The organism is Methanobrevibacter sp., assembly GCF_017432245.1.
In the GTDB taxonomy this organism is placed as follows: Archaea; Methanobacteriota; Methanobacteria; order Methanobacteriales; family Methanobacteriaceae; genus Methanobrevibacter.
The window spans coordinates 1-22,111 of the sequence record NZ_JAFRJO010000023.1; the positions used below are offsets into that span (position 1 = coordinate 1).

The 22,111-nt window shown below is 32.1% G+C and carries 18 protein-coding genes; 9 read left to right on the forward strand and 9 right to left on the reverse strand.

Translation table 11 applies throughout. The features are described from left to right. Nucleotides 1-1,150: 1,150 nt before the first annotated feature. Nucleotides 1,151-2,320, forward strand: a complete 1,170-nt coding sequence (locus tag IJI80_RS01955) for an orc1/cdc6 family replication initiation protein (protein ID WP_292787131.1) — start codon at nt 1,151-1,153, stop codon at nt 2,318-2,320. 107 nt (nt 2,321-2,427) lie between these two features. On the opposite strand, the gene IJI80_RS01960 is transcribed toward IJI80_RS01955, so the two are convergent. Together IJI80_RS01960 and IJI80_RS01965 are read right to left on the reverse strand one after the other, a co-directional pair. Continuing rightward, nucleotides 2,428-3,501: a hypothetical protein gene (locus tag IJI80_RS01960; protein WP_292787134.1), complete on the reverse strand. Its 1,074-nt coding sequence runs from the start codon at nt 3,499-3,501 to the stop codon at nt 2,428-2,430. An 8-nt stretch (nt 3,502-3,509) separates the two neighbouring features. Beyond that, nucleotides 3,510-4,550, reverse strand: a complete 1,041-nt coding sequence (locus IJI80_RS01965; RefSeq protein WP_292787136.1) for a hypothetical protein — start codon at nt 4,548-4,550, stop codon at nt 3,510-3,512. 331 nt (nt 4,551-4,881) lie between these two features. Between IJI80_RS01965 and IJI80_RS01970 the strand changes: the two genes are divergently transcribed. The 6 genes from IJI80_RS01970 (at nt 4,882) to amrS (ending at nt 9,814) form a co-directional block, all read left to right on the forward strand. Further along, nucleotides 4,882-5,280, forward strand: coding sequence for a Zn-ribbon domain-containing OB-fold protein (locus IJI80_RS01970; protein ID WP_292776890.1), 399 nt, complete (start codon nt 4,882-4,884; stop codon nt 5,278-5,280). A 272-nt stretch (nt 5,281-5,552) separates the two neighbouring features. After that, nucleotides 5,553-6,509 carry a sirohydrochlorin nickelochelatase gene (cfbA, locus tag IJI80_RS01975; protein ID WP_292787139.1) on the forward strand — a complete coding sequence of 319 codons (957 nt, stop codon included), beginning with the start codon at nt 5,553-5,555 and terminating at the stop codon, nt 6,507-6,509. Nucleotides 6,510-6,637: 128 nt separating this feature from the next. Continuing rightward, complete coding sequence (locus tag IJI80_RS01980; protein ID WP_292787141.1) at nt 6,638-7,105, forward strand: nucleoside deaminase; 468 nt, start codon at nt 6,638-6,640, stop codon at nt 7,103-7,105. A gap of 12 nt (nt 7,106-7,117) precedes the next feature. Further along, entirely contained in the window at nt 7,118-7,579 is a 462-nt protein-coding gene (locus tag IJI80_RS01985) for a GNAT family N-acetyltransferase (protein ID WP_292787144.1), read from the forward strand. A gap of 57 nt (nt 7,580-7,636) precedes the next feature. Beyond that, complete coding sequence (gene thiL, locus IJI80_RS01990) at nt 7,637-8,755, forward strand: thiamine-phosphate kinase (RefSeq protein WP_292787147.1); 1,119 nt, start codon at nt 7,637-7,639, stop codon at nt 8,753-8,755. Nucleotides 8,756-8,788: 33 nt separating this feature from the next. Then, nucleotides 8,789-9,814, forward strand: coding sequence for an AmmeMemoRadiSam system radical SAM enzyme (gene amrS, locus IJI80_RS01995; protein WP_292787149.1), 1,026 nt, complete (start codon nt 8,789-8,791; stop codon nt 9,812-9,814). Nucleotides 9,815-9,919: 105 nt separating this feature from the next. Here amrS and IJI80_RS02000 read toward each other — a convergent pair whose 3' ends face one another. The 6 genes from IJI80_RS02000 to purE form a co-directional block, all read right to left on the reverse strand. Beyond that, nucleotides 9,920-11,116: a CDP-glycerol glycerophosphotransferase family protein gene (locus IJI80_RS02000; protein WP_292787151.1), complete on the reverse strand. Its 1,197-nt coding sequence runs from the start codon at nt 11,114-11,116 to the stop codon at nt 9,920-9,922. 19 nt (nt 11,117-11,135) lie between these two features. After that, nucleotides 11,136-11,903 carry a phosphocholine cytidylyltransferase family protein gene (locus IJI80_RS02005; RefSeq protein ID WP_292787153.1) on the reverse strand — a complete coding sequence of 256 codons (768 nt, stop codon included), beginning with the start codon at nt 11,901-11,903 and terminating at the stop codon, nt 11,136-11,138. A 100-nt stretch (nt 11,904-12,003) separates the two neighbouring features. Then, the gene (locus tag IJI80_RS02010; protein ID WP_292787155.1) at nt 12,004-12,975 is read right to left on the reverse strand and encodes an NAD(P)H-dependent glycerol-3-phosphate dehydrogenase; all 972 of its coding nucleotides are present in this window, start codon (nt 12,973-12,975) and stop codon (nt 12,004-12,006) included. Nucleotides 12,976-13,036: 61 nt separating this feature from the next. Continuing rightward, complete coding sequence (locus IJI80_RS02015; protein ID WP_292787157.1) at nt 13,037-14,299, reverse strand: UbiD family decarboxylase; 1,263 nt, start codon at nt 14,297-14,299, stop codon at nt 13,037-13,039. 57 nt (nt 14,300-14,356) lie between these two features. Then, nucleotides 14,357-16,753, reverse strand: a complete 2,397-nt coding sequence (locus IJI80_RS02020; protein ID WP_292787160.1) for a glycosyltransferase — start codon at nt 16,751-16,753, stop codon at nt 14,357-14,359. A 124-nt stretch (nt 16,754-16,877) separates the two neighbouring features. After that, nucleotides 16,878-17,882: a 5-(carboxyamino)imidazole ribonucleotide mutase gene (gene purE, locus IJI80_RS02025; protein ID WP_292787162.1), complete on the reverse strand. Its 1,005-nt coding sequence runs from the start codon at nt 17,880-17,882 to the stop codon at nt 16,878-16,880. Nucleotides 17,883-18,213: 331 nt separating this feature from the next. On the opposite strand from purE, the gene IJI80_RS02030 reads away from it, so the two are divergent. Together IJI80_RS02030 and IJI80_RS02035 are read left to right on the forward strand one after the other, a co-directional pair. Then, nucleotides 18,214-19,341 carry an acyltransferase family protein gene (locus IJI80_RS02030; protein ID WP_292787165.1) on the forward strand — a complete coding sequence of 376 codons (1,128 nt, stop codon included), beginning with the start codon at nt 18,214-18,216 and terminating at the stop codon, nt 19,339-19,341. Nucleotides 19,342-19,502: 161 nt separating this feature from the next. Then, nucleotides 19,503-20,288, forward strand: coding sequence for a hypothetical protein (locus IJI80_RS02035; RefSeq protein WP_292787168.1), 786 nt, complete (start codon nt 19,503-19,505; stop codon nt 20,286-20,288). Nucleotides 20,289-20,379: 91 nt separating this feature from the next. Here IJI80_RS02035 and IJI80_RS02040 read toward each other — a convergent pair. Beyond that, on the reverse strand, nt 20,380-22,111 hold a 1,732-nt coding region (locus tag IJI80_RS02040), incomplete at its 5' end, for a hypothetical protein (RefSeq protein ID WP_292787171.1).

Consider the following 22,111-nt stretch of genomic DNA (forward strand, 5'->3'; position numbering starts at 1 on the left):
CTTACAAAACATGTTCTTATAAAAACAATCAAGAAAGTCTTTAAAGGAAAGCTTCAATGCATTTGGATTCTTGGTAAAACATACGGATCCATTCAAAACAACAATCTTCCTGATTTATAGATTATGTTATTCATTGTTTTTTAAAATACATTTATTAATATTATTTTAATTTTTCAATTTTTTCTTATTTTTTCTTTTTTTTTATATATATTATTATTATTTTATTATTATTTTGTTTATTTGTTAAAATTTGATTTTTTAATTTTATTAATTTAATTGTTTAATTAATTTTTCAATGATAATTTCACCAATTTTTGCTTATATTCTCATGTTTTAATCTTTAATTTTTTCATGATTTTTAGAGAGTGAGAGGTGTGTTTCTAGTGAAACGATTTCGAGGGTCTTGAAAGAATCGACGGGTCTATTTCAATTGTATTCACTTGAAAAATAACTCTCTGTCTTTTTTTAAAAAATTCTTCATTAAAAACCTTCAATCATGATTTAAAGCCCATATAAAAATTTTTGATTTTTTGACTAAAAAAATTTACACTTGAAACACATCCCTTCATTTTCGTTTTTGACCAATTTTCCTTTCACTTGAAACACTACTCTCTGTCTTTTTTTAACCATTTTTTACAAATATTTAACTTTTTATCCATTCCTGTCATCTTAAATCATTATTCAATAATGATTAAGCTGAAATATTGAAAACAGATTATGAAATTCATTTGATTTTAAAAAATTATCACAAATCTATTAAATTATTATAATCAAAACCTAAATTTTACTTTATTTAGAAATAGACTATCATTTCAACTGTAAAACTCATTTTCAACCATTTTAAATTCTTTATTACACTTGAAATTTAGCTAATATTATTAAAGTTTTTCCATTGTTTTATTTTTTGAGAATGTTCCCTGATTTTGAAATAATAAAAAAGTTTAAATATATAGTCTGATAAACAATAGTAATACAGTTGAAATTTTACTGTTGAAAATGAAAAATTTCTATTTTTTAATATTTTTAACTTAATTTTTCTAAAATTACAAATTCAATTTTAGATCTTATGTTTAATTTTTATTAAAAAGGGTTAATATTTAAGTTCTGCATTTCAGACTTTAAAAAAACACATTATTTATGAGATGATTATATGAGTGACAACATTTTCGAAGGGCTTGACGAATACTTGCCTATGGATGATAATATTTTCAAGGATAAGAAACCTTTGGATCATCGTTTCTTACCTGATAACTTGCCACATAGGAAAGAACAGATTACAGCCATTGCAAGATATTGGGTAGAGGCATTGAAAGGCACTACTCCATCAAACATTACTATTTATGGAAAGACAGGAACCGGTAAGACAGCTGCTGCAAAGTTTGCAAGGGAGCAATTGATAGAAGCAGCTCGTGACAAGCCAGTTACCCTTTCAGTGGAATATGTAAGATGCACTGATTTCAATACTGAGTATCAAGTGCTTACTTATTTATGTCAAAAGCTAGGAAGGGAAGTTCCAAATCGTGGCTGGACTAAAGGTGAAATTGTAAATGCATTTAGAGATGTCTTAAAAAGAAATGTATTTGGAAGAAACCGTATTTTGATTGTCATTTTAGACGAAGTTGACATTCTTCTTGAAAAGGATGGTGACGGATTATTGTATACCCTTACCAGAACAGATAACATTGCAATCTTGTCAATCAGTAATTACCTTAATTTCAAGCAATTCATTAAGCCTAGAGTTGCAAGCAGTCTAATGGATAAGGAGATAGTATTCCCACCTTATGATGCAGAGCAATTGGCTGACATTTTAGAGGAAAGATCAAAACTTGCATTTTATGAAAACACTCTTGAAGACAGTGTAATCCCATTATGTTCAGCTATGGCTGCAAAAGAGGAAGGGGATGCAAGATATGCGCTTGACTTATTGGAAAGTGCAGGAGACATTGCAATAGACAAGGGATCTGAAATGGTTTTAGGTCAATATGTACGTGAAGCTAAGGATGTCATTGAGTACAATAAGGTAAAGGATGTTATTGTTACATTGCCTACCCAACAGCAAAGGGTCCTTGCAGCTATCTTAAGATTGACTCAAGAAGGAGAGGAAATCACTTCAGGCAAACTCTTTGAGGCGTATAAGGAGATTTCAAAAGGAGATGCTGTTACCTATAGGAGAATCTTTGACTTTGTAAATGAATTGGAGATGTTAGGTATCATTTCCACTAATACCGTATCAAAAGGTAGGGCTAAAGGAAGAACCAATATCATTAGCTTGCAAATTGATACTGATCTTTTGGAAGAGAATTTGTACAGTGTTTTATAGCCCAGCTTTTCCATTGCCTTCGGCAATGCAAAACCTGGACCAAAATTTTTTTCCTCTAACTTGGAGTAAAAAATCTTTTTCTTTTTTTACTATTTTTTTATTATTTACTATTTGTATCCTATTTTTAATATGAAATTCACATCTTGCACTCTAAAGTAATCGTAATTAAACTCATCATTTGATATTAAAACATCAGTCATGTTCTTTGGAATGGCTACTAAAACTGTTTTAAAGTCATTAACACTATTTTTTGGAACATTAAAATGTATAGAATATATTTCACCAGATGAATTTTCCATATCCTCCATAAGGAACGGATTTAAGTCTATGACTTCTTGATTCAAGATTTCCTTATTTTCACTTGTTCTATTTAAACTTTCTATAATCCAGTAAGTGTCACTGTTTTTTATAGATTCATCACTTATCAGATAGTAATTGTAATCATTCAATGATTCCTTATAAACTTTAAAGTTTTTACATAACCAAATTGATTTTTCATCATTTCCATGATTTGTCAGATTTGGATTGCTGTCATGATTGCAAAGCTCATCTTCATAGTTTTCTCCAAATAGGTCGAAGTCATTGAAATTATACACTACAAAATTTGAATAGAAATCACATTTCACAGTTCTATTCACGGTTACAATGTTATTATCATTGACATTATCATCTTCATTATCAAAATCATAACCCATTATAATAGGTCTTATTTTGCTGTTTAAAGGATAAATAGCCATTGAACTATAAACACTATCATTAAACAGATTCCCATCAACAAGTGAATTGTAATTGTTTTTTATCTTAATCAGCTTTTTATAGGAAATTGCATTTGACATTATCATTTCATCACTTGCACTTTCACTATAGAATTCACCATTTTCAATATTTTTATTCTTTATTGCAAGTCCTGGAATGATGTTTTTTGATACAATTCCATTATTCAATCCATCATCATCTTCCCAATTTTCAGGATTTCCTGGATTATTCAAAAGATAATCAGATGATTCAATGGCAATAGCTTCAATAGATGAGAATTCCTCTTCACTTAACATCTTTTCATTTAGCCCATCACTTAAATTGGCTACCACTCCAATTATGAAAATAAGCAATATTATTGACAGGAGCAGTTCGCTAGAGTATAATAGGCCCCATTGGTCTTTGATTATATCATTTTTCATCATTCAAACTCCTAATAGTCACTCATTCCATACTTGACCTTATGGCCATGAGGGTCAAGATAGAGAATCTCATTTAGGCCATTTTCACTGTTGTAAATGACTTCAACTCCCGGATAGATGTCATCGCTGAATATAACATGATCTGATCCGCATGCTGACACACGACCAGTTTCATTCGTCTTTTGAGGATTTATAAAGGTTTCAAAACCGTAATGCTCACATCCGCTTTTTCCTTCAAGTCTGCATAGGTAACATGCCCCATCTCTGCTTTCATGATAATATCCATTGTCCCTGCAGTTTTTCATGATTTTTCCATTGTCATCTCCATGGTGCTTGTATGGGTCATATGGACATTTCCTTATAACCAGTGGAGAGTTGGCATTAGTATAAAAGGAGTAGTTTTCAACACCATTATCCCTTAAGAATTCAGATAAGGAAGTACCATAATTGTATGAGCTGTCATTATAGGAAAGGCTCGAATAGCTTTTTAAATAAAGAAGAGGAACAGGATCTTTTAAGTTAATGCAATCCACATCAGATGATATTATTCTTTCAAATGAATAATCTCCTTTCACACTATAAACATATGTCTTGAATTTGTAGGAGAATGGATTTGAAGTGTTTTCAATAGATATCAAGGATGAATTGATTTGAATATTGTAGTTATCATAATATTCCTGGTTTTTTACCATTAGTTTTTCATCGATAATTTCCTTCAAATCGCTTTTGGAATCTAAACAGGGCCTTTTGTTCTTTATAACCTCTTCACTCAATTCTTCCAATGTTTCATCTTCAATAAGTGGAATGTTTCTTATGTAATCATCTAGTATATATTGGTAATTATCGGATGAAATGATTTCTTCATTTTCCTTTTCATGACTAATTGCAGTATTCAAGAGGATTATTGACAATAGTAAAAAGCCGATTAGAATCAAGCTGGCTATCATGATTGAAAAATTTCCCATTTCATCTTCATAAAAGTTTTTTCTCACGGAATTGTTTTCAAACTTTTTATCATTTGTATCTTCGTTGTTTTTATTATTTTTCTTCATTAATTGCTTTATTATTCAAAATAATATTTATATGTTTCTCAATTTTAATTTTAATATTTTTAAATGATTATAATTTAATAAAAAGAGTGTAAATTACTTTTTTCATTATAATTTTTTACTTTTGTTATAATTCAATGATTTTATTGAAACTTATTTTGGTAAAGACTAATAATTAAACTTAAAACTTTATTATAGATGAATTATAAATAAAATAATGTTATAAGTAAGATAATATTTATTAACTAAAAAATTAATAAATATTTAAAAACTAAAAACAAATTAATGAAATTTTAATCATTTTTATCATGCTTATTATATTAGGAGGAATTTAATGTCTGATACTGTAAGAACCTGGCGTCATATCCAACAAAGATATAACCTTGTTGGATCCAAATGTACTACTTGTGGTCAAGTGTTTTTCCCACAAAGAGTAATATGTCCTGATTGTAGAAGAAAAGGAAACATTGAAGATATTCAATTTTCAGGAAAAGGAAAAATATTTACTTATTCTGTAATTAGAACTCCAACTTCTGACTTCAAGAAAATAGCTCCTTATGCTGTAGCTATCATTGAACTTGAAGAAGGTGCAAAAGTAACTGCACAAATCGTTGACGCAGATGTTGATGATATTCAAATCGGAGACCCTGTAGAAATGGTCTTTAGAAAAATTCGTGAAGATGGCCCTGATGGTGTTATTTCATACGGATTCAAGTTTAAAATTGTAAAATAAAATATTTAAAATAGCATTTTTGCTATTTTATTTTTTATAAACATTTAGTAATACTTTTTATGATATTTTTATTAAAATTTTATTACTTTTAAATTAATTTATACTTTATTTGAATAATTATTAAGAAAGTTTATTAATTATAAAGCAATATTTTATAGTATAAACTAATTTAAATAAAATTCACAAGGAATTTTCAATTTTTATGAATATTAAATTAATATTTCTAATCATAAAATATTGAAAAAAACTGATTATATTTATATGTGATTATTATGAGTTATGAAGATACTGCCGTTTTATTATTAAGTCATGGAAGTACTCTTCCCTATGCAGAGGAAGTTTTTAAAAAGATATGTGCAAAATTTAAGGCAAAGACAGAATTTGACGCTGAAGTAGGATATATGAAAGTTGCAAAGCCAAACTTGCCACAGGCAATTGAAATATTGAAAGAACGCAATCCTAATTTAAAACGCATTATAGCCACTCCAGTATTTTTAGCTGCTGGAATTCACACTAACATTGACATTCCTATCATACTTGGTCTTGAACCTAAGGAAGTAGATCCAAGACAGCCAGATGGAAACTATCCTGAAGGCCATTATCTTGTTGGTCTTGAAGAAGTTGACTTTGATGGAGAATTAGACTTATTAGGTCCAATTGGCCCTAATCCTAAACTATTGGATATTATAAACAATAAGATATCTGCAGCACTTGAAGAATCCGAACTTGATGAAGATGCAAAGACAGGAGTCTTATTGGTTGTACATGGAAGCAGATTGAATTACAGCAAGGAATTCATTACAGACTTGTTCGGACAATTTGAAGAACAAACTGATTATCCATGTGACTTTGGATTCATGGAACTTGTAGATCCTAACATTCCTACTTCAATCAACAAGCTCACAAGCGAGAATGAAGTTGACAGATTGGTAGTGGTTCCAGTGTTCATCGCTCCTGGAGCTCACACTACAAGGGACATTCCAACAATTTTAGGATTCATTGAAGATGATGGAACTGGCCATCACCATCACCATCATCATGATCACGACCATGAACACACTCATGACCATGATCACGGCCATAGTCATTCTCATGGACATCATCACCATCATCATGGCCATGATGATGTGAAAATGGAATTCGAAGGGGAAATATTATACCCAGACCCAATCTGTGATGATGACATCCTAATTGAAATCCTTGAAGACATGGTTAAAGATGCTCTATAGATAGATTCTTTAATCTTCTTCTTTTTTTCTTTTTTTTAAAACACTTTAGTAAAATTATTATCCTTCTTTTTTTAAACATAATAATAGATGATTTTCATTTTTTTTAAAAACTGCTTTAGAGGTATCTTATGCACAAGAAATTTATGGATGAAGCAATCAAAGAGGCCGAAATATCATTGTCTGAAGGTGGAATACCTATTGGTGCAGTCCTTGTAAAGGATAATGAAATAATATCCAGAGGCCATAACAGACTTATTCAAAACAATTCAGTAATTCTTCATGGTGAAATGGATGCAATTGAAAATGCAAAGGGCCTTGATTATGATGATTATAGAAAATGCACCCTTTACACAACCCTTTCACCTTGTCCAATGTGTTCTGGGGCTGTACTCTTATATAATATTCCAAAAGTGGTAATAGGTGACAACACAACCTTGATGGGAGCTGAAAGTCTCTTGAAAGATAACGATGTAGAGATTATTGTTCTAAATGATTCAAGATGCAAGGAGCTATTTGAAAGCTTTGTAAGTGAAAATCCTGGAGTTTGGGAGCATGAGCTTGCCAAGGTAGGAAACACTACAGAACTAAAGAAATGATGAAGTGATAATATGGAATCAGTCATTACTAATGAGAAGGATGAAAGGTTCATTGAGCTTACAAGGCAGCTGGACAATGAATACTTCTTCAAGCTTGGGGATGTAGTTGAAAGATATAATGATCACAATGCATTGACAGATCCCCATATTGTAATACTTGCCTTGAATTGGGGAAAGCCGATTGCATGTGCAAGCTTCAGATTGATTGACAAGGACACAATTGAAATCAGAAGGGTCTATGTCAAAAAGAGATACAGAAGAAAAGGAATTGCATATAAGCTTATAAAGCAGCTTGAGAAATTGGCTATGGAAGAGAATTTCAAGTACGCTGTTATCGAAACAGGCAAAGACAACGAGGCAGCAATCAATCTATATAGGAAACTGGATTATGAAATTATCGATAATTTCGGCATCTTTGAAGGAGACGATTTATGCATTTGCATGAAAAAGCAATTCAAGAGCTTAATATTCTAATTTTTATTTAACTTTTTTTAAAACATTTTTTATATTAAAAAAATCAAATATCTTCATATGAAAACAAGCCAAATAAAAGTCTCTGAAATTGGTGAGAAAGGACTTATTGAAAGAATCATAGAAAAATCCAAAACATGCTCCATTTACGGATTTGACTATGATATGGACCTTTCCAATTTTGCAACATCAATCGGAGACGATTCTGCACTTACAAGCATTGACATAGATGACAATAGCTATTTAGTCACTTCAACAGACATGCTGATTCAATCAAGCCACTTCCCAAAAGGCATGACTTATTTTCAAATGGGGTACAAGTCAGTTGTAGTCAATGTAAGCGACCTTGCCAGCATGGGTGCAGATAACATTGGATTCCTATTGAACATAGCTATTCCAAAGGATACCTTATTGGATGACTTTGACGATTTGATATGTGGAGTCATCAGTGCCTGTGACAATTACAGTATTCCCCTCATAGGCGGTGATACCAACGAGGCAAATGAGATAATAATTTCAGGAACAGCCATTGGTCAGGTTTATAAGGATAAGGCATTGATGAAATATGGCTTTGAAAAAGGGGACTTGGTTTGCATAAGTGGAGAATTGGGATATGCTGCACTTGGATTTGAATTATTGGACCTTAAGGAAAAAGATCCGGATCTCTATCAGGAAAAGATATACAAAATCAATCAAATAGATCCAACAATCATTGATTTGGCTCTTTTAAAGGCATTAAAGCCAGAGGCAAAATATGAAGAAGGTCATATCTTAAGAGACTGCAATATAGAAAGCAATAGAGTTTCTGCAACAGACATTACAGATGGCCTTGCAAGCGAATTTTATGAAATTTTGAATTCAGATAAAAAGTATTGTCATGACAACAATTCCAATTCCTATACTAAAGGGATAAGGATCTATGAGGTTAAGCTTCCTGTAGAGAATGAATTCAAGGAAATAGCTAATATATTAGGTTTAAGTTACCTTGATTTGTTCATGCATATTGGAGAGGATTTTGAATTCCTGTTTACAATAAACGAAGAACTAAGGGATCAATTGTCAACAGAAATGAATTATTATGTAATAGGTGAAATCACTGGTGACGATACAGTTGAAATAGTACTCTCAAATGGTCAAATTGAAAAAATAAGTTCAAGAGGTTATCTACATCTCAAATAAGCAACAATAAACTCATTTTTATCAGGTGTTTTTATGATGAAGGAATCCAACTTTTACACTAAATTATATGAAGATGATTCATCAGCTCCTAAACAAGTACAATGCAATCTATGCGGGAGGATGTGTAAAATAGCTAATGAAGGTTTAGGATTCTGCAAGACTCAAAAAAACATAGATGGCAAATTGTTTTCAATTAACTATCAAAGAATTGCATCATGCCATACAGACCCTATTGAAAAGAAGCCTTTGTATCACTTCTTGCCTGGCTCTTCAACATACTCAATAGGTGGTTTTGGGTGTAATTTCTCATGTTTGAACTGTCAGAACTATATGCTTTCAATGAATTCTTATAATGAATTCAACTCAACTCAAATACTACCAGAAACCATCGTTAAAAATGCTATTAATGATAATTGCCTATCGATTTCTTGGACCTATAATGAACCTACGTTATACTTTGACTTCGCCCGTGAAACTTCTTTGATTTCACATAGGGAAAATCTTAAGAATGTCTATGTTTCCAATGGCTATATGAGTGAGGAATCATTGGATGAAACACTAAAGTTTATTGATGCATTCAACATTGACTTGAAGTTCTTCGATGATAAGTTATACAGGGAAATCTGTGGAGGGAAATTGGATATAGTTCTTAACAATTTGAAAAGCATTTATCAAAGTAAGTCTCATTTGGAAATAACCACTCTTTTGATAAATGATTTAAACACAGATGAGAGTCATATAAGATCAATTTGCAATTTCGTGTTGGAGGAATTGGGAGAAGAGGTTCCCATTCACTTTTCAAGGTTTTTCCCAATGCATAAGATGAGCGATAAGATTCCAACAAAAATAGATTATCTTTTGAGAGCTAAGGAAATAGCTATTGATATGGGAATTGAATACGTTTACTTGGGAAATATGCCTGCTGATAATAATAGCTATTGCCCAAATTGCGGCGAGCTTTTGATTGCAAGGGAAAGATATTGCAATAGTGATAAAAATAGAATAGATAATGGCCATTGCGCAAATTGTGGCCATAAGTTGAATTTTGTTTTAAAATAAGAAATTTTTTTCATTGATTTTTAATCAATTTTATAACTCATATATTCTTCATCAATTTTTTAACTCATTGATTTTTAATCAATTTTTTAACTCATATATTCTTCATCAATTTTTTAACTCATTTTTAATCAATTCTATAACTTTTTTAGATGCATTCCCATCATCGAATTGATTGAATTTTTCATTGAAGCGCTTGTACTTTTCACCATACTCCTTATCATAATCCTCCCTATTGAAATTTTTAATGTAGGAGATCATTTCCTCATTTGTCTTGCATATAGGCCCTGGCACTTCTTCCATCATATCAAAGTAAAAGTCTCTTAAATTGTTTTTATAGTCATCCAGGTCAAAGGTGAAGAATATCATAGGCCTTTTGAGTATGGAGTAATCGAACATGACAGAGGAATAGTCTGTTATCATAATGTCAGATATCAAGTAAAGCTCTTGAATATCCCAATCTGCATCACATTCAATTATGAAGTCTCCGTATTTGCTCCAGTCAATGTTTTCCTTGACTAAATAATGGAACTTGACTATTAGGATATAATCATCCCTTAGCTGATTGTGCATTTCATCAAAGTCCATTTCAGTATCAAACTTGAATGCACTTTTGTTATAGAATTTGTTTTCTCTCCATGTAGGGGCATAAAGAATGATTTTTTTGTCTTTAGGGATATTGAGTCGGTTCTTTATTTCATCAATTTCTTCGCTGTTGTTTTTGTTTATTAAAATGTCACAGCGAGGGTATCCTATTTCAAGCATTTCCCCTTTAAAGTCAAATGCCCTTTTGAATATTTCAGAGGAAAATTTGTTTTGTGAAATTAGATAATCCCAAAATGCACTGTTTTTTCTGAAATCCTCATGATACTCATTGATGTCATCATTGCCGTCAGTATTTAGGAAATCCATATCCAAGGCCAATTTCTTAAGTGGAGTTCCATGCCATGTTTGGATGTATTTTGTTTTCTTATTCTTTTTAAGGTAATATAGGTGTCTTGTATCATAAATCCAAGTTCCGCTTCTAAGGGTGTAATATAGGAATTTAGGAAATGACCTTTTGACTTTTATAGCATTTCCAGGGATTTCTGTATTTGTATTTGTAAGTGACCAGACACATTTGAATTCATTTTCAAGGCCTTGATTTAGAATCTCTTCATAGATGTATTTTGGGCTTCCAGTATAATTTCGTCCATTGCTTGATTCAAAAAGAATGATTTTCTTGTTTGCAGGAATAATATGGCTGGATAAATTATAAACTGCCTTAACGGTTTTTGACATTATATTCTTGATTTTTCCCTTCATATTATCCCTTATAAATTTATTATCCTTCAAGTTCCTCTATAAGCTTATGAGCAGTTTCCCAATCGTTATGGTCATCGATTTCAGTCCATTTGAGACCATTGGTCAAGACAAAGTCGATTGTTTTTATATTGCTCAATTCCTTGTATGCAAAGTCATAATAGTTTTGAGGGTCCTCTTCAATCAATCCTTCCAAAATCCTATTGAATTCAGCGACATCATCACTTACCACTTTAGAGACTCCAATGAATTCTCCAGTTGATGATGGGATATCCAATCCTTTTCCAATTGAATTGATTTTGCCGTTAGCTATTGTCTTGTCTTCATTGAAGGATTCATCATCTATGATTAACTTGAATGATTCTTCATTAAGCTCCTTGAAGTTATCGATGATCATTCCGGTGTTCTTGGTTTCTGCAAGTCTTGAAATGATTTCAGGATCTACAACATTGTCACCATTCACTAAAATAAAATCATCCAAGTCATTTTCCTCAATGTATTTGCTTGCAAGATAGGTTGATACAGAAGTGTTTGTTACATCGTATTTCTCGTTTGCAATGGTTTTGATTTCTATATCATACTTCTCAGCCAATTCAGGACATAAGTCTATGACCTTGTCCTTGTTGTATCCTACCAAAACTATGAATTTGCTTATGTCTGCATTTATGCAGTTTTTAATCATCCTTTCAAGCAAGGTAGTTTCATTAATCTTTAGTAAAGCCTTTGGAATATCTTTAGTTAGAGGCATTAATCTTGTGCCCATTCCTGCTGCTAACATTACACCAATCATTTTATCATCCATTTTGTTTTTTTCTCATGAGATTTTCAATTAATTTAAATTTTTAAGCAATTTTTATTTTTTAAGCAATTCTATTTTTAACTGATTTTAATTATTTTTCAATGTTTTTCCACAGAGTCCTGAATGCCAATTGAGGAGGAACCCTATTTATGATAACATCATATACAAAGTCTACAATCACGCTTTCAATATCATTTCTTTCACAAATGTCTTTTATGGCCCTAATTGAGTTTTTTCCTTCAAAGACAATACCGCTTGCCTTTTCATCAACAATTATTCTTTGACCATATAGCATACCAAGTGTGTGGTTTCTGCTTTCAAGGGAGGTTGAAGTGAGTACCAAATCTCCAAATCCACAGTATTCGGTTACTGTTGACTCTTCACCGCCAATGCTTTTTATGATCTTTATTGTGTCATTGAATCCTTTGGTCAATACACCGTATCTGGCATTTTCATTTATATCCATTCCTTCACAGATTCCATTAGCTATTGCATTGATGTTTTTAATTACACCGCATATTTCAAGCCCAATGACATCGTCTAATATTTTCACTTTAAATTGCTTGGTAGTCAATACTTTCTTGACTTTTTTGGAATTTTCCATATTTCTTGAAGAAATGTTTGACACGGTTGGAAGGTTCAACATTATTTCAGATGCAAAGTTTGGACCGGATAATGCTACAAAGCTGTCATCATAATATTCCTCAATCAAGTTCCCCATAGTCTTTAAGGAAGGGTACTCAATACCTTTTGCAGTAGTTACAAGTATTGTATCTTCATTTACAATGGATTTCATGCTTTCAAGAGTTGTTCTGAAAGCAGAGGATGGAATTGATAGGAAGATTATTTCACATTCCTCCAAGTCATTCAAGTCAGTAGTTGCAATGATATTCTCCTTCAATTGGGTATTAGGATAATATTCATCATTAAATCTGGTTTCATTAATTGATTTAGCCAATTCCTCTCTTCTCAAATGCAGGTATACAACATCCACATTTTCAGCTACAGTTTGGGCCAATGCTGTTCCTAAACTTCCAGCGCCAATAACTCCTACCTTATACATTAAACCACCATCTGTATAGATTTTTCATCACTATCATTCATTTAGATTTTATCTATCCTATTTATTCACTAAAGCTCACTCTTTCGAATTTTTCAGGCTCTAAGATTGATTTGGTTGCATCTACACCAACTTTAGTGGTTGTTCCATCGATTTCAGAAGCTTTAGGATCTAAGGAAGAACCTCTTGCCTTAGGTACAATGATTATGTCATCATCACCTTTTAGACGTGTAGCTATTGCATATTCAATGTCCTGTGGGTCGAATATGTTAACATCCTCATCCACTACAACAACATGCTTTAATGATGGATGTGCAGCAAGTGCAGCCATAATGATGTTTTTTCCATCTCCTTCAGTTTGCTTTTTGACGGATACTGCAGCATGTAACCAGCAGCAGCCTCCTTCTGTTAAAACGACATTCTGTACAGTAGGGACAGTGTTTTTCACTGCATTGAAGATTCTTGGCTCTTGAGGCATGCCCTGTAGCAATTTATGTTCAAAACCTGCTGGAAGGATAGCATGATACATTGGGTTTTCCTTTTTGATGTACATTTTGCTTAGCTTGATAACAGGTTCTTCCCTTACATAATCGTAAGTGTCTGTCAAATCTACAAATGGACCTTCAGGAGCGGTTTCATCTATCAATATCTTACCTTCAAAGATGATGTCTGCCTCTGGAACATTTATGCCGTTTTTACATTCAACCAATTCCAATTCACCGTTCTTGAATCTGTTTGCAACTTCCATTTCATCAGCATCTATTGGGATTGAGGTTGTGCATGCAAGAAGAATGGATGGCTCCATACCAATAGCTATTGAGATGTCTAAGTCCTTTCCCAAGTCTTTTGCTTTTTGGAAGTAGGTGTAAAGGTTTCTTGGCACGATACGAATGGCTAACTTGTTCTTTTCAAGAACCAACATCCTATGGATTGAAGCGTTTTGAATGCCTGTTTCAGGATCTCGAGCAAACACGACACCAGCGGTTATGTATGCTCCACCATCACGCTTATAGTGTGTAAGGATAGGTATTTTACCTAAATCCACTCTTTTGCTATCGTATTCATCTGCCAAATCAATGAATTTGCTAATAGGAGTTGGATTGTTCATTCCATCAATTATCTTATAAAGTATCTCATCAACTTGACAACCGAGGGAATCAGCTATCTTTTCTCTTGTATTGCATATTCCGGATACTATTGGCATATCATATCCAACTACATTATTTAGTATTACAGTATCCTTAGGGTATTGTCTCAGTATTTTAGCTGCTTCATATTCAGTTTCCACAGCCTTATCAATTTGAATAATTTTCATGTCGTTTGCCATAATCTCACTTCACATTATTAATAGTTATAGGGTAAAATTCATCATAGTATTTTTCAATTAATTTATTATATCATAAAATTCTTGCACTGCTTTTTCATTGTACTCTTCATAATTGATGTTCAAGCAACTGGAATTTCCTTCCATAAACTCGAATAGTCCTTTCAGTATTCCTTCCTGTGAGTTTTCAACAATTCTTCCTCCATAGTCTTTCATCCATTGGGTGCCTTGAATGTCTGTCACAAGTACAGGAATATTGAAAGTGTCTGCCTCCATCAAAACCATAGGCCATCCTTCATAATATGAGGATAGCACGAACAAGTCGCATTTTTTCAATATAGGCATAGGATTGGAAATCCATTTGATTAGAGTAACGTTTTTTCCATATTTCAATTCACTTCTCAGTTTTTTGGTTTGGTCATATAATTCTCCATGCCCTCCAATTATAATCAATTGAGTATCTGGATACTCATCACATATCTCATCAAAAGCAATCATCAAGCGGTCATGCCCTTTTTCAGGAGAGTAACGGCCAATGGTTATTATCTTCTTTCCTGGTTCCCTTAAGACTCCAGAAATTCCATTAGGATTATCGGTGACTATTTCTGTATTTTTGTCTATCTGTAATTCCTTTTCACCATTTTCCTTGATTTTTTCATAGTTGTTGATATTATGGACAATTTTTATATTGTCCTTTCTTCCACTTATTTGGCTTGTAGGTTCAATCAAATCTGGAGAAACCACCACTACATTATCATAAGCATTATACACTTCCCTTAATGTGTTAATGTTTTGGTTCTGTCTGGTCTTGATTTCCTGTACCATATCATTATGAACCCAGACACTGCTTTTTTCACCGCTTTGTGCAAATAATATCTGTTCATCAATTCCATAGCCTACGAAGTTTATCATTCCATCAAATGGGAATCCTGGGTAGGTCCTATTAAGCTCTCGCTTGAATAGCTTTTCTAAAGACTTTGGGAATTTCTTGTTTTTCTTGGCTCTAATGAATCTCATGAGCCTTATTGTTTCGATTATTGTAGGGTTTATTCTGGATCTTAAAGGCATCAATTCCACATTTTCAGGAATTCTCTTGAATGTTTCCTCATGATTTTCCACAATATCCTTTTCCCATTGTCGATAAGATATATAAAAGTTATATTTTTCTCTATCTACATTTGATAGAAGGCTGATTAGGGAAGATGTGATTCCATTGTTCTTTAGGTCTCCACCCCAAATCAAAATATTTGGATTTGGATTTTCTATTTTTTCTTCTCTACAGACCTTTTCTTCATTGAATATATGTTTGCAGATGTTTTTAGCTGCATCTGGATTATCATAGGTGCAATATTTCTCTATAAATGCACTGTCATCATAGTCTTTTGGAGAGTTCAGCTCTTTAAGCAAATCATCAGTTGTCTGCACTTTTGGAAATGGCAAGTCTTTAAGTGGGAAATATGTTCCGCGATAAGCCATGTAGTCCTCTTCATCATAATTGAAAAGAACGATTTTGCGTCTTGTATTTGCAAAATCAAAGAAGACACTTGAATAATCAGTAATTAGGACATCAGCCATATTAAGCACATCATAGGTTTCATAACCCTCTTTAATTGGCTTAACATGATTGAATTTATCAAAGTTTAATTTTGAGCGATTATAAACATGCAATTTCACAAGCAGCAATTGATTGTCATTCAATCTCTCGTCAATGTCTTCAAGGAATTTTTCTATTTTCTCTTTCTGCTCTTTGTCTTTTCTATCCGTTAGAATGCCTTTGAAGGTTGGCATATAGACAAAGATTTCCTTTCCTTGAAGATTTAACTCCATCTTCAAGTTTTCCCGTCTTTCATCATCAAAGAATACGCTGTTTCTTGGGTATCCTTCCATCAATATCTTTCCAGGATATATCTTTTCCATCATATATGCACTCAACATCTTTTCACGCATATAGTCATTGGGATACAATAGATAGTTTGCAGATAGGAATGGATGCTGCACATTTCCTATTCTGTGTTCCTCAGCAGTGTTGTCCACTCCCATGAATTTCAGTGGAGTCCCATGCCAAGTGTTTAGAACTATCTGTTCTGGACGCTTTACATATTTTGGCCTTATGCCTGAATCGTGAATAATGTATTTGGCCTTTTCAAGGATTCTTGTTGCAAGAGCCTCTTTTGCAATTAGCTTATGAATTTTAAGATTATACGTTTTTTCAAGTGCCTTGATTTTAGGATGCACTTCCTTTCTTGCAAAAACATATATCTTGTAGTCGCCATATTTTCCTGTTGAAAGCTCCTCTGCTATACGTAGTACGTTTCCTGTGAAATCGTTCCCATCCCTTGATTCAAGATAAACTATTTTATCATTCACTTTTGAATGGTAATAAGCATTGTAAATCAAGGAATTCATCATTCTATCCTTGATTTTTAATGTTGCAGCTTTGATTTTATTAGGCGCCATATTATTCACGTATTTTCAATAATATTCAACAATTCATCACAATTCAATTATTTCAATTATTAATAATTTCAATAATTTAATAAATTTTATAAATTTCAATAAAAGGCATAGGCATGTTTTTTAACTATAAATCAGCATTTTTATACTTGATCCATTTTAAGTTCTTTTCAATGTCCTTATTGGATATTGCAAGGATTTCACTTGCAACTATTGCGGCATTTCTTCCATTATCGATTCCAACAGTTCCTACAGGCACTCCTGGAGGCATGTTTGCCATTGTGAGCAATGCATCTTGCCCATCTAGTTTTTTGGAGCAAGGAACTCCAATAACAGGTTTTTCAGTTAATGCAACAATACTGCCTGCCACCAGTGCTGACAAGCCGCTGATAGCAATGAATATCTTTGCATTGTTCCTTTTGCTCATGTATGACTCAAAGTCTTTTGCATGTCTTATTGGAGATATGTAATCAAGCTTATATTCAATCTTCATTCTTTCAAGCAATATTGCAACATCCTTAGCTATTTCCATATCTGAATAGCTTCCAGCAAGAATCATTACATCTGGAGTGTCATCAAGCTCTTCAAATTCAATCTTTTCATACTTTTCATCAGCAAGGAAGTCTTTTTGGAAGTATTCCCCTTCAATGCTATCAATCAGGTCTTCCTCTCCAGCTTCAACTTTTCTTTGATACTCCTCGCGCAAGTCGGAAATGTTTTGGGCAATCTTTTCATCATAGCTTGCTATGATTTCACCTGCCATTATTGCTGCGTTGTCTGCCCTATTTATTCCAACGGTTATTACAGCTGTAGGGAAAGGCATTTGCACACATGCATACAATGCATCAAGGCCTCCGACTGCACCTTCAACGGGAACGCCGATAACAGGCCTATGTGTATATGCAGCTATTGCACCAGGCAAGTGTGCTGCAAGTCCAGCTATTCCTATAAACACTTCCACACCTTCTTTTGTTGCATCCATAACAAGTTTTTTAACCTTATCATGGGTTCTATGTGCAGATGCAACTTTAAGGCTGTATGGAATCTGAAGCTTTTCTAAAATTTTAATGGATTTAAGTGCCACATCCTTATCAGATGCACTTCCAAGAATTATCATGACTTTTGGAACCATTCTATCTCCCTTTAATCAAATTTGTTTGCAATTTTCACTTATTAAATTCAAGAATAAATTTAAGAACATATTATTTCAAATTTGTTTGCAATTTTTTGTTAATAAATTCAAGAATAAATTTAAGAACATATTATTTCAAATTTGTTTTCAATTTTTTGTTAATAAATTCAAGAATAAATTTAAGAACATACTATTTTATTATAATTCAATTTATGTTTATACTATTATTTATAAATATATTAAAATCGCCAATAAAGGGATTAATAATATTTTTCAGTTAATTATATATTAATGAAAATAAAAAAATTAAGATTGAGAGGTTTTGATTTTTATGAGTGAAGTAGTTGGCGTTGAAAAGAAGAAAAAGAAACGCATATTTTATTTTGATTGCTTAAGAGCATTGGCAATCATATCTGTAATTTTATATCATATTGTATCCAAAGCAGGTTATATTATATATCCAGATTATGCAGTCATCCCTTCATTTAATTGGGTCATGACTGATGTTTTAGCTACTTGCTTTAGGTGTGGTGTTGATCTGTTTTTAATGTTATCCGGGGCATTGTCATTAGGTCGTGTTTGGGATATTAAAACATTTTTAGGCAAAAGAATTCCTAGAATCGTGGCTCCATTCCTATTCTGGGGTTTCACTTTAAGTCTTTTGCTTGTAGTGATATCATTCTATTATCCAGATGCTTTGCATTCAATTAAATTATACACAATCAAAACATTTGACATTCCATCATTCTTGGACTACCTTTGCAAATCCTATATGGCTGAGAATGTAGGATTCCGTCCATATTGGTTCTTCTGGATGATTTTAGGTACTTATTTAATCATGCCAATATTCAATAAGTGGCTTCTCCATGCTGACTTGAAGGAAGCGGAATACTTTTTAGTCTTTTGGTTGATTACATGCATATTTGACTTTACCTTATTCACACCGTTCCCAATTAAATTGTCTTACTTCTCAGGGCCGATTGGTATGGTGGTATTAGGATATTACTTAAGACACACACAACGCAAGCTATTGAATAACATTTGGGTTTCATTAGCCATACTTATTGTTGGTGCATTCTCTTGCGTATTCGGATCCTATTTATTATCTGACACTTCCACAATCTATCAATTTGAAAGATATTCCATATTTTTAGCTATTGAGGTAATAGGTATATTCTTAACATTTAAGAATATTTCCCAGCTAAACATTAACATAGGCTTCTTCAGCAATCCTGATGGAATATTTAGAAAATCAGTATTCTCATTGGCAAAATACAGTTATGGAATCTACTTGACTCAACAAATATTCATGAACCTGGTTTTAGCACTTGTATTGCATCATGTTCATTATAAGATGTTGGTTCTATTATTGTTTGTCGGTTCCTTAGGAATTTCATGGATTGTAATGGCTTTATTGGATAGAGTGCCTTATATCAATAAGGTCATTGGAGCTAAATAGGATTGATAAGAGCTTTTTTAGTTCTTATTTAATCTTTTCTTTTTTTATTATTTTTACATAATCATTTCATATGAATTAATATTTAATTTAGTAAAGTTTATATTAAATAATCATTAAAATTTCATCATCGAATAATTATTAAAATTAAGGAGCAGAAAAAAATGCATAATGTATTGATTATTGGTTATGGAGTCGTTGGAAGGAATTTGGAAAAAGAAATAGAATCCTTGTCTCCAGACATTCTTGATAAATATAATCCAAATGTCAATAGAATTTCCCAACATTCATTGGAAGAAGGATATGATTTAGCCTTTGTTTGTGTGAATACTCCATTTATTGATGATGAAACTCCTTGTGATTACAGTGAAGTCATCAATGCAATCAATGAAAATAAGGATAAAATGAAAAAAGATGGCATATTCGTAATTAAAAGCACAATTCTTCCAGGAACAACTGAACTGATTAAAGAAGAAACCAATCAAACTGTTATATTTTCTCCGGAATTTTATGGATCAACTCAACATAACAATAATTTTAAATTTGATTTTACCATACTGGCTGGAGAAAAGGAAGATTGTGTAAAAGTTGTTCAGATTCTTCAAAATGTATATGATGCAAGACATAAATTCAATATAACTGATTCAAAAACCGCCGAAGTTGTAAAGTATATGGGAAATTCATGGCTTGCAACTAAAGTTTCATTTTGCAGCCAATTCTTTGAAATTGCAGAAAAGGAAGGAATCAATTATGAGGAATTAAGGGAACTTTTCATTTTAGATCCTAGAGTGAACCCTTCACACACTTTCATTTACAGAGACCATCCATACTGGGAAAGTCATTGTCTCGACAAGGACGTTCCTGCAATAGCTATAAGTGAAGACGCAGAGTTTTTACAGGCAGTTATTGAGTATAATGCAAATAAGAAAAAAAGCTTTTTAAGTAAATAATTTTAATTAATAGGTAAAATTAATTACCTATTATAAATTTTATATTTTTTGCATTTTTTTAATTGAATTTTCATATTATAATTTTTTTTAATTATTTATGCAGTATTTTTTTAATGAAGTCTACTGCTCTAACATCTTTTCTGTTTTTAAATTCTTTTACTTTCTCTTCCAATATCCTATTTTTTTCTTCATGTTCATCTCTTTCTTTAACGATTATTTGTTTTTTATTTGTTAATTCTTCTTTTTCTTTTGAAATTTTATTAATATCTTGCTTCAATTGTTCTTTTTCTTTAATTAATCCTTGCTTTTCATTAGATAATCTGATTTTTTCACTTTCTAATTTTTCAATGGTTTCGATTGGATTATATCTGTATAATTCCAAAACAATTCTATTTCCATAATTCTTTAGAAATATTCTGTATTTTTCATTGATAAATTCCAAATCTTCCTCTAAATGGATTTTATTAAATTCCCCATCAAGATAAAAATCCCATTTTTTAACAGGAACTTTTAAAAGGTCATTATATGGGATTTTAACGACAAATTGATGCTCTGCATCATTAATTCTTTCATATTTTATAGGATATTTGAATTCAACAAAGTCTAAATAATCCTTGATTGAAATATTTTCTATAGTGTTGCTTGATATTCCTTTCAGCTCTATAAAATCTCCATCCTCGAAATCAACTTCTTTAATAGTATAGTCTGATTTTCCTTTATGGCGTTTTATGAGTCTTAAGTCACTTGCATTACCACGTGCAATCTCAACATCAAAATCATCATAGCAATAGGATTCCCTTTCTGATGTTTTCAAATAGTATTCCTTCTCAATTCCATCAGCCTTGTATGTCATCATCAGGGTGCTTTCTCCAAAGCCTAAGGAATCAACATCTATTGAAAATTCATCTCCTTTAATATATTTGGAGTCCAATTCATATTCAGAATCTGGGCTGACAACTTTAACATGGATTTCATGATTTTCATCATTTGAAATGTATGGCATTAAATACCCTATCTTGAAATTAATGTGGTTTCCATCTTTAGACACTTTTCTTGTATAAATGTCTAAGCATTCATCTAAAGCATCTTTTTTGAAGTCAATTTTTTTCACATACTCTTCTTCAAGCCCATCCGGTAAAACAGGATTATTTTTGTAATCATTAGATCCATATAGCAATAGACTTTCCCAGTCCTTATTTTCTAGCATTTCATACAATAAGGTAAAATGAGTATTTAAGTCCTTGGTGTATTCCTTTGGGATTGATTCATAAATGTCATATATGCTTTCCAGCAAAAATTCATGATTTTCCTTAGGGTATGATGGTATTATTCTTATGTATCCTGGAATATCATATACTAGCCATTTGAGGTATTTTGTAGCCAATACGTTCTTATCGTGTATGTTTTCTTTGATGAATTCATTTACTAATCCAAAGACTTTAATCAAATCGTGCATTCTCTTTATATTGTATTGCTGTGTTTCAGATTCTCCTATATTTCTCACTCTCCAGAAATATACGTAATCCGGTATTAAAGCAATGCTAGAAGCTTTTGAAATGACCTCCATTGAAAATAAATTGTCTTGGAATCTTAGTCCCAAAGGAAATTGAATCTTGTTTTTTTCTAGAAGTTCCCTTTTATACAACTTATTCCATATAAGCATATCCCATGTCAGATTTGGATAGTCTTTCAGCTGAATGTTTTCCATAGTTTCATGGAGGTCTTCATAAATGTATTTTGAAATTATTTCCATCCATGTTTTATCATCGTTGAATCTTAAAAATGCACCTGAAACTATGTCATAATTTCCTTTTTTTGCTAAA

Bases quoted from the DNA above. Each gene is read 5' to 3' on its own strand.
- IJI80_RS01955 (WP_292787131.1), top strand. From the start codon at position 1,151: ATGAGTGACAACATTTTCGAAGGGCTTGACGAATACTTGCCTATGGAT.
- IJI80_RS01960 (WP_292787134.1), bottom strand. From the start codon at position 3,501: ATGATGAAAAATGATATAATCAAAGACCAATGGGGCCTATTATACTCT.
- IJI80_RS01965 (WP_292787136.1), bottom strand. From the start codon at position 4,550: ATGAAGAAAAATAATAAAAACAACGAAGATACAAATGATAAAAAGTTT.
- IJI80_RS01970 (WP_292776890.1), top strand. From the start codon at position 4,882: ATGTCTGATACTGTAAGAACCTGGCGTCATATCCAACAAAGATATAAC.
- cfbA (WP_292787139.1), top strand. From the start codon at position 5,553: ATGAGTTATGAAGATACTGCCGTTTTATTATTAAGTCATGGAAGTACT.
- IJI80_RS01980 (WP_292787141.1), top strand. From the start codon at position 6,638: ATGCACAAGAAATTTATGGATGAAGCAATCAAAGAGGCCGAAATATCA.
- IJI80_RS01985 (WP_292787144.1), top strand. From the start codon at position 7,118: ATGGAATCAGTCATTACTAATGAGAAGGATGAAAGGTTCATTGAGCTT.
- thiL (WP_292787147.1), top strand. From the start codon at position 7,637: ATGAAAACAAGCCAAATAAAAGTCTCTGAAATTGGTGAGAAAGGACTT.
- amrS (WP_292787149.1), top strand. From the start codon at position 8,789: ATGATGAAGGAATCCAACTTTTACACTAAATTATATGAAGATGATTCA.
- IJI80_RS02000 (WP_292787151.1), bottom strand. From the start codon at position 11,116: ATGAAGGGAAAAATCAAGAATATAATGTCAAAAACCGTTAAGGCAGTT.
- IJI80_RS02005 (WP_292787153.1), bottom strand. From the start codon at position 11,903: ATGATTGGTGTAATGTTAGCAGCAGGAATGGGCACAAGATTAATGCCT.
- IJI80_RS02010 (WP_292787155.1), bottom strand. From the start codon at position 12,975: ATGTATAAGGTAGGAGTTATTGGCGCTGGAAGTTTAGGAACAGCATTG.
- IJI80_RS02015 (WP_292787157.1), bottom strand. From the start codon at position 14,299: ATGGCAAACGACATGAAAATTATTCAAATTGATAAGGCTGTGGAAACT.
- IJI80_RS02020 (WP_292787160.1), bottom strand. From the start codon at position 16,753: ATGGCGCCTAATAAAATCAAAGCTGCAACATTAAAAATCAAGGATAGA.
- purE (WP_292787162.1), bottom strand. From the start codon at position 17,882: ATGGTTCCAAAAGTCATGATAATTCTTGGAAGTGCATCTGATAAGGAT.
- IJI80_RS02030 (WP_292787165.1), top strand. From the start codon at position 18,214: ATGAGTGAAGTAGTTGGCGTTGAAAAGAAGAAAAAGAAACGCATATTT.
- IJI80_RS02035 (WP_292787168.1), top strand. From the start codon at position 19,503: ATGCATAATGTATTGATTATTGGTTATGGAGTCGTTGGAAGGAATTTG.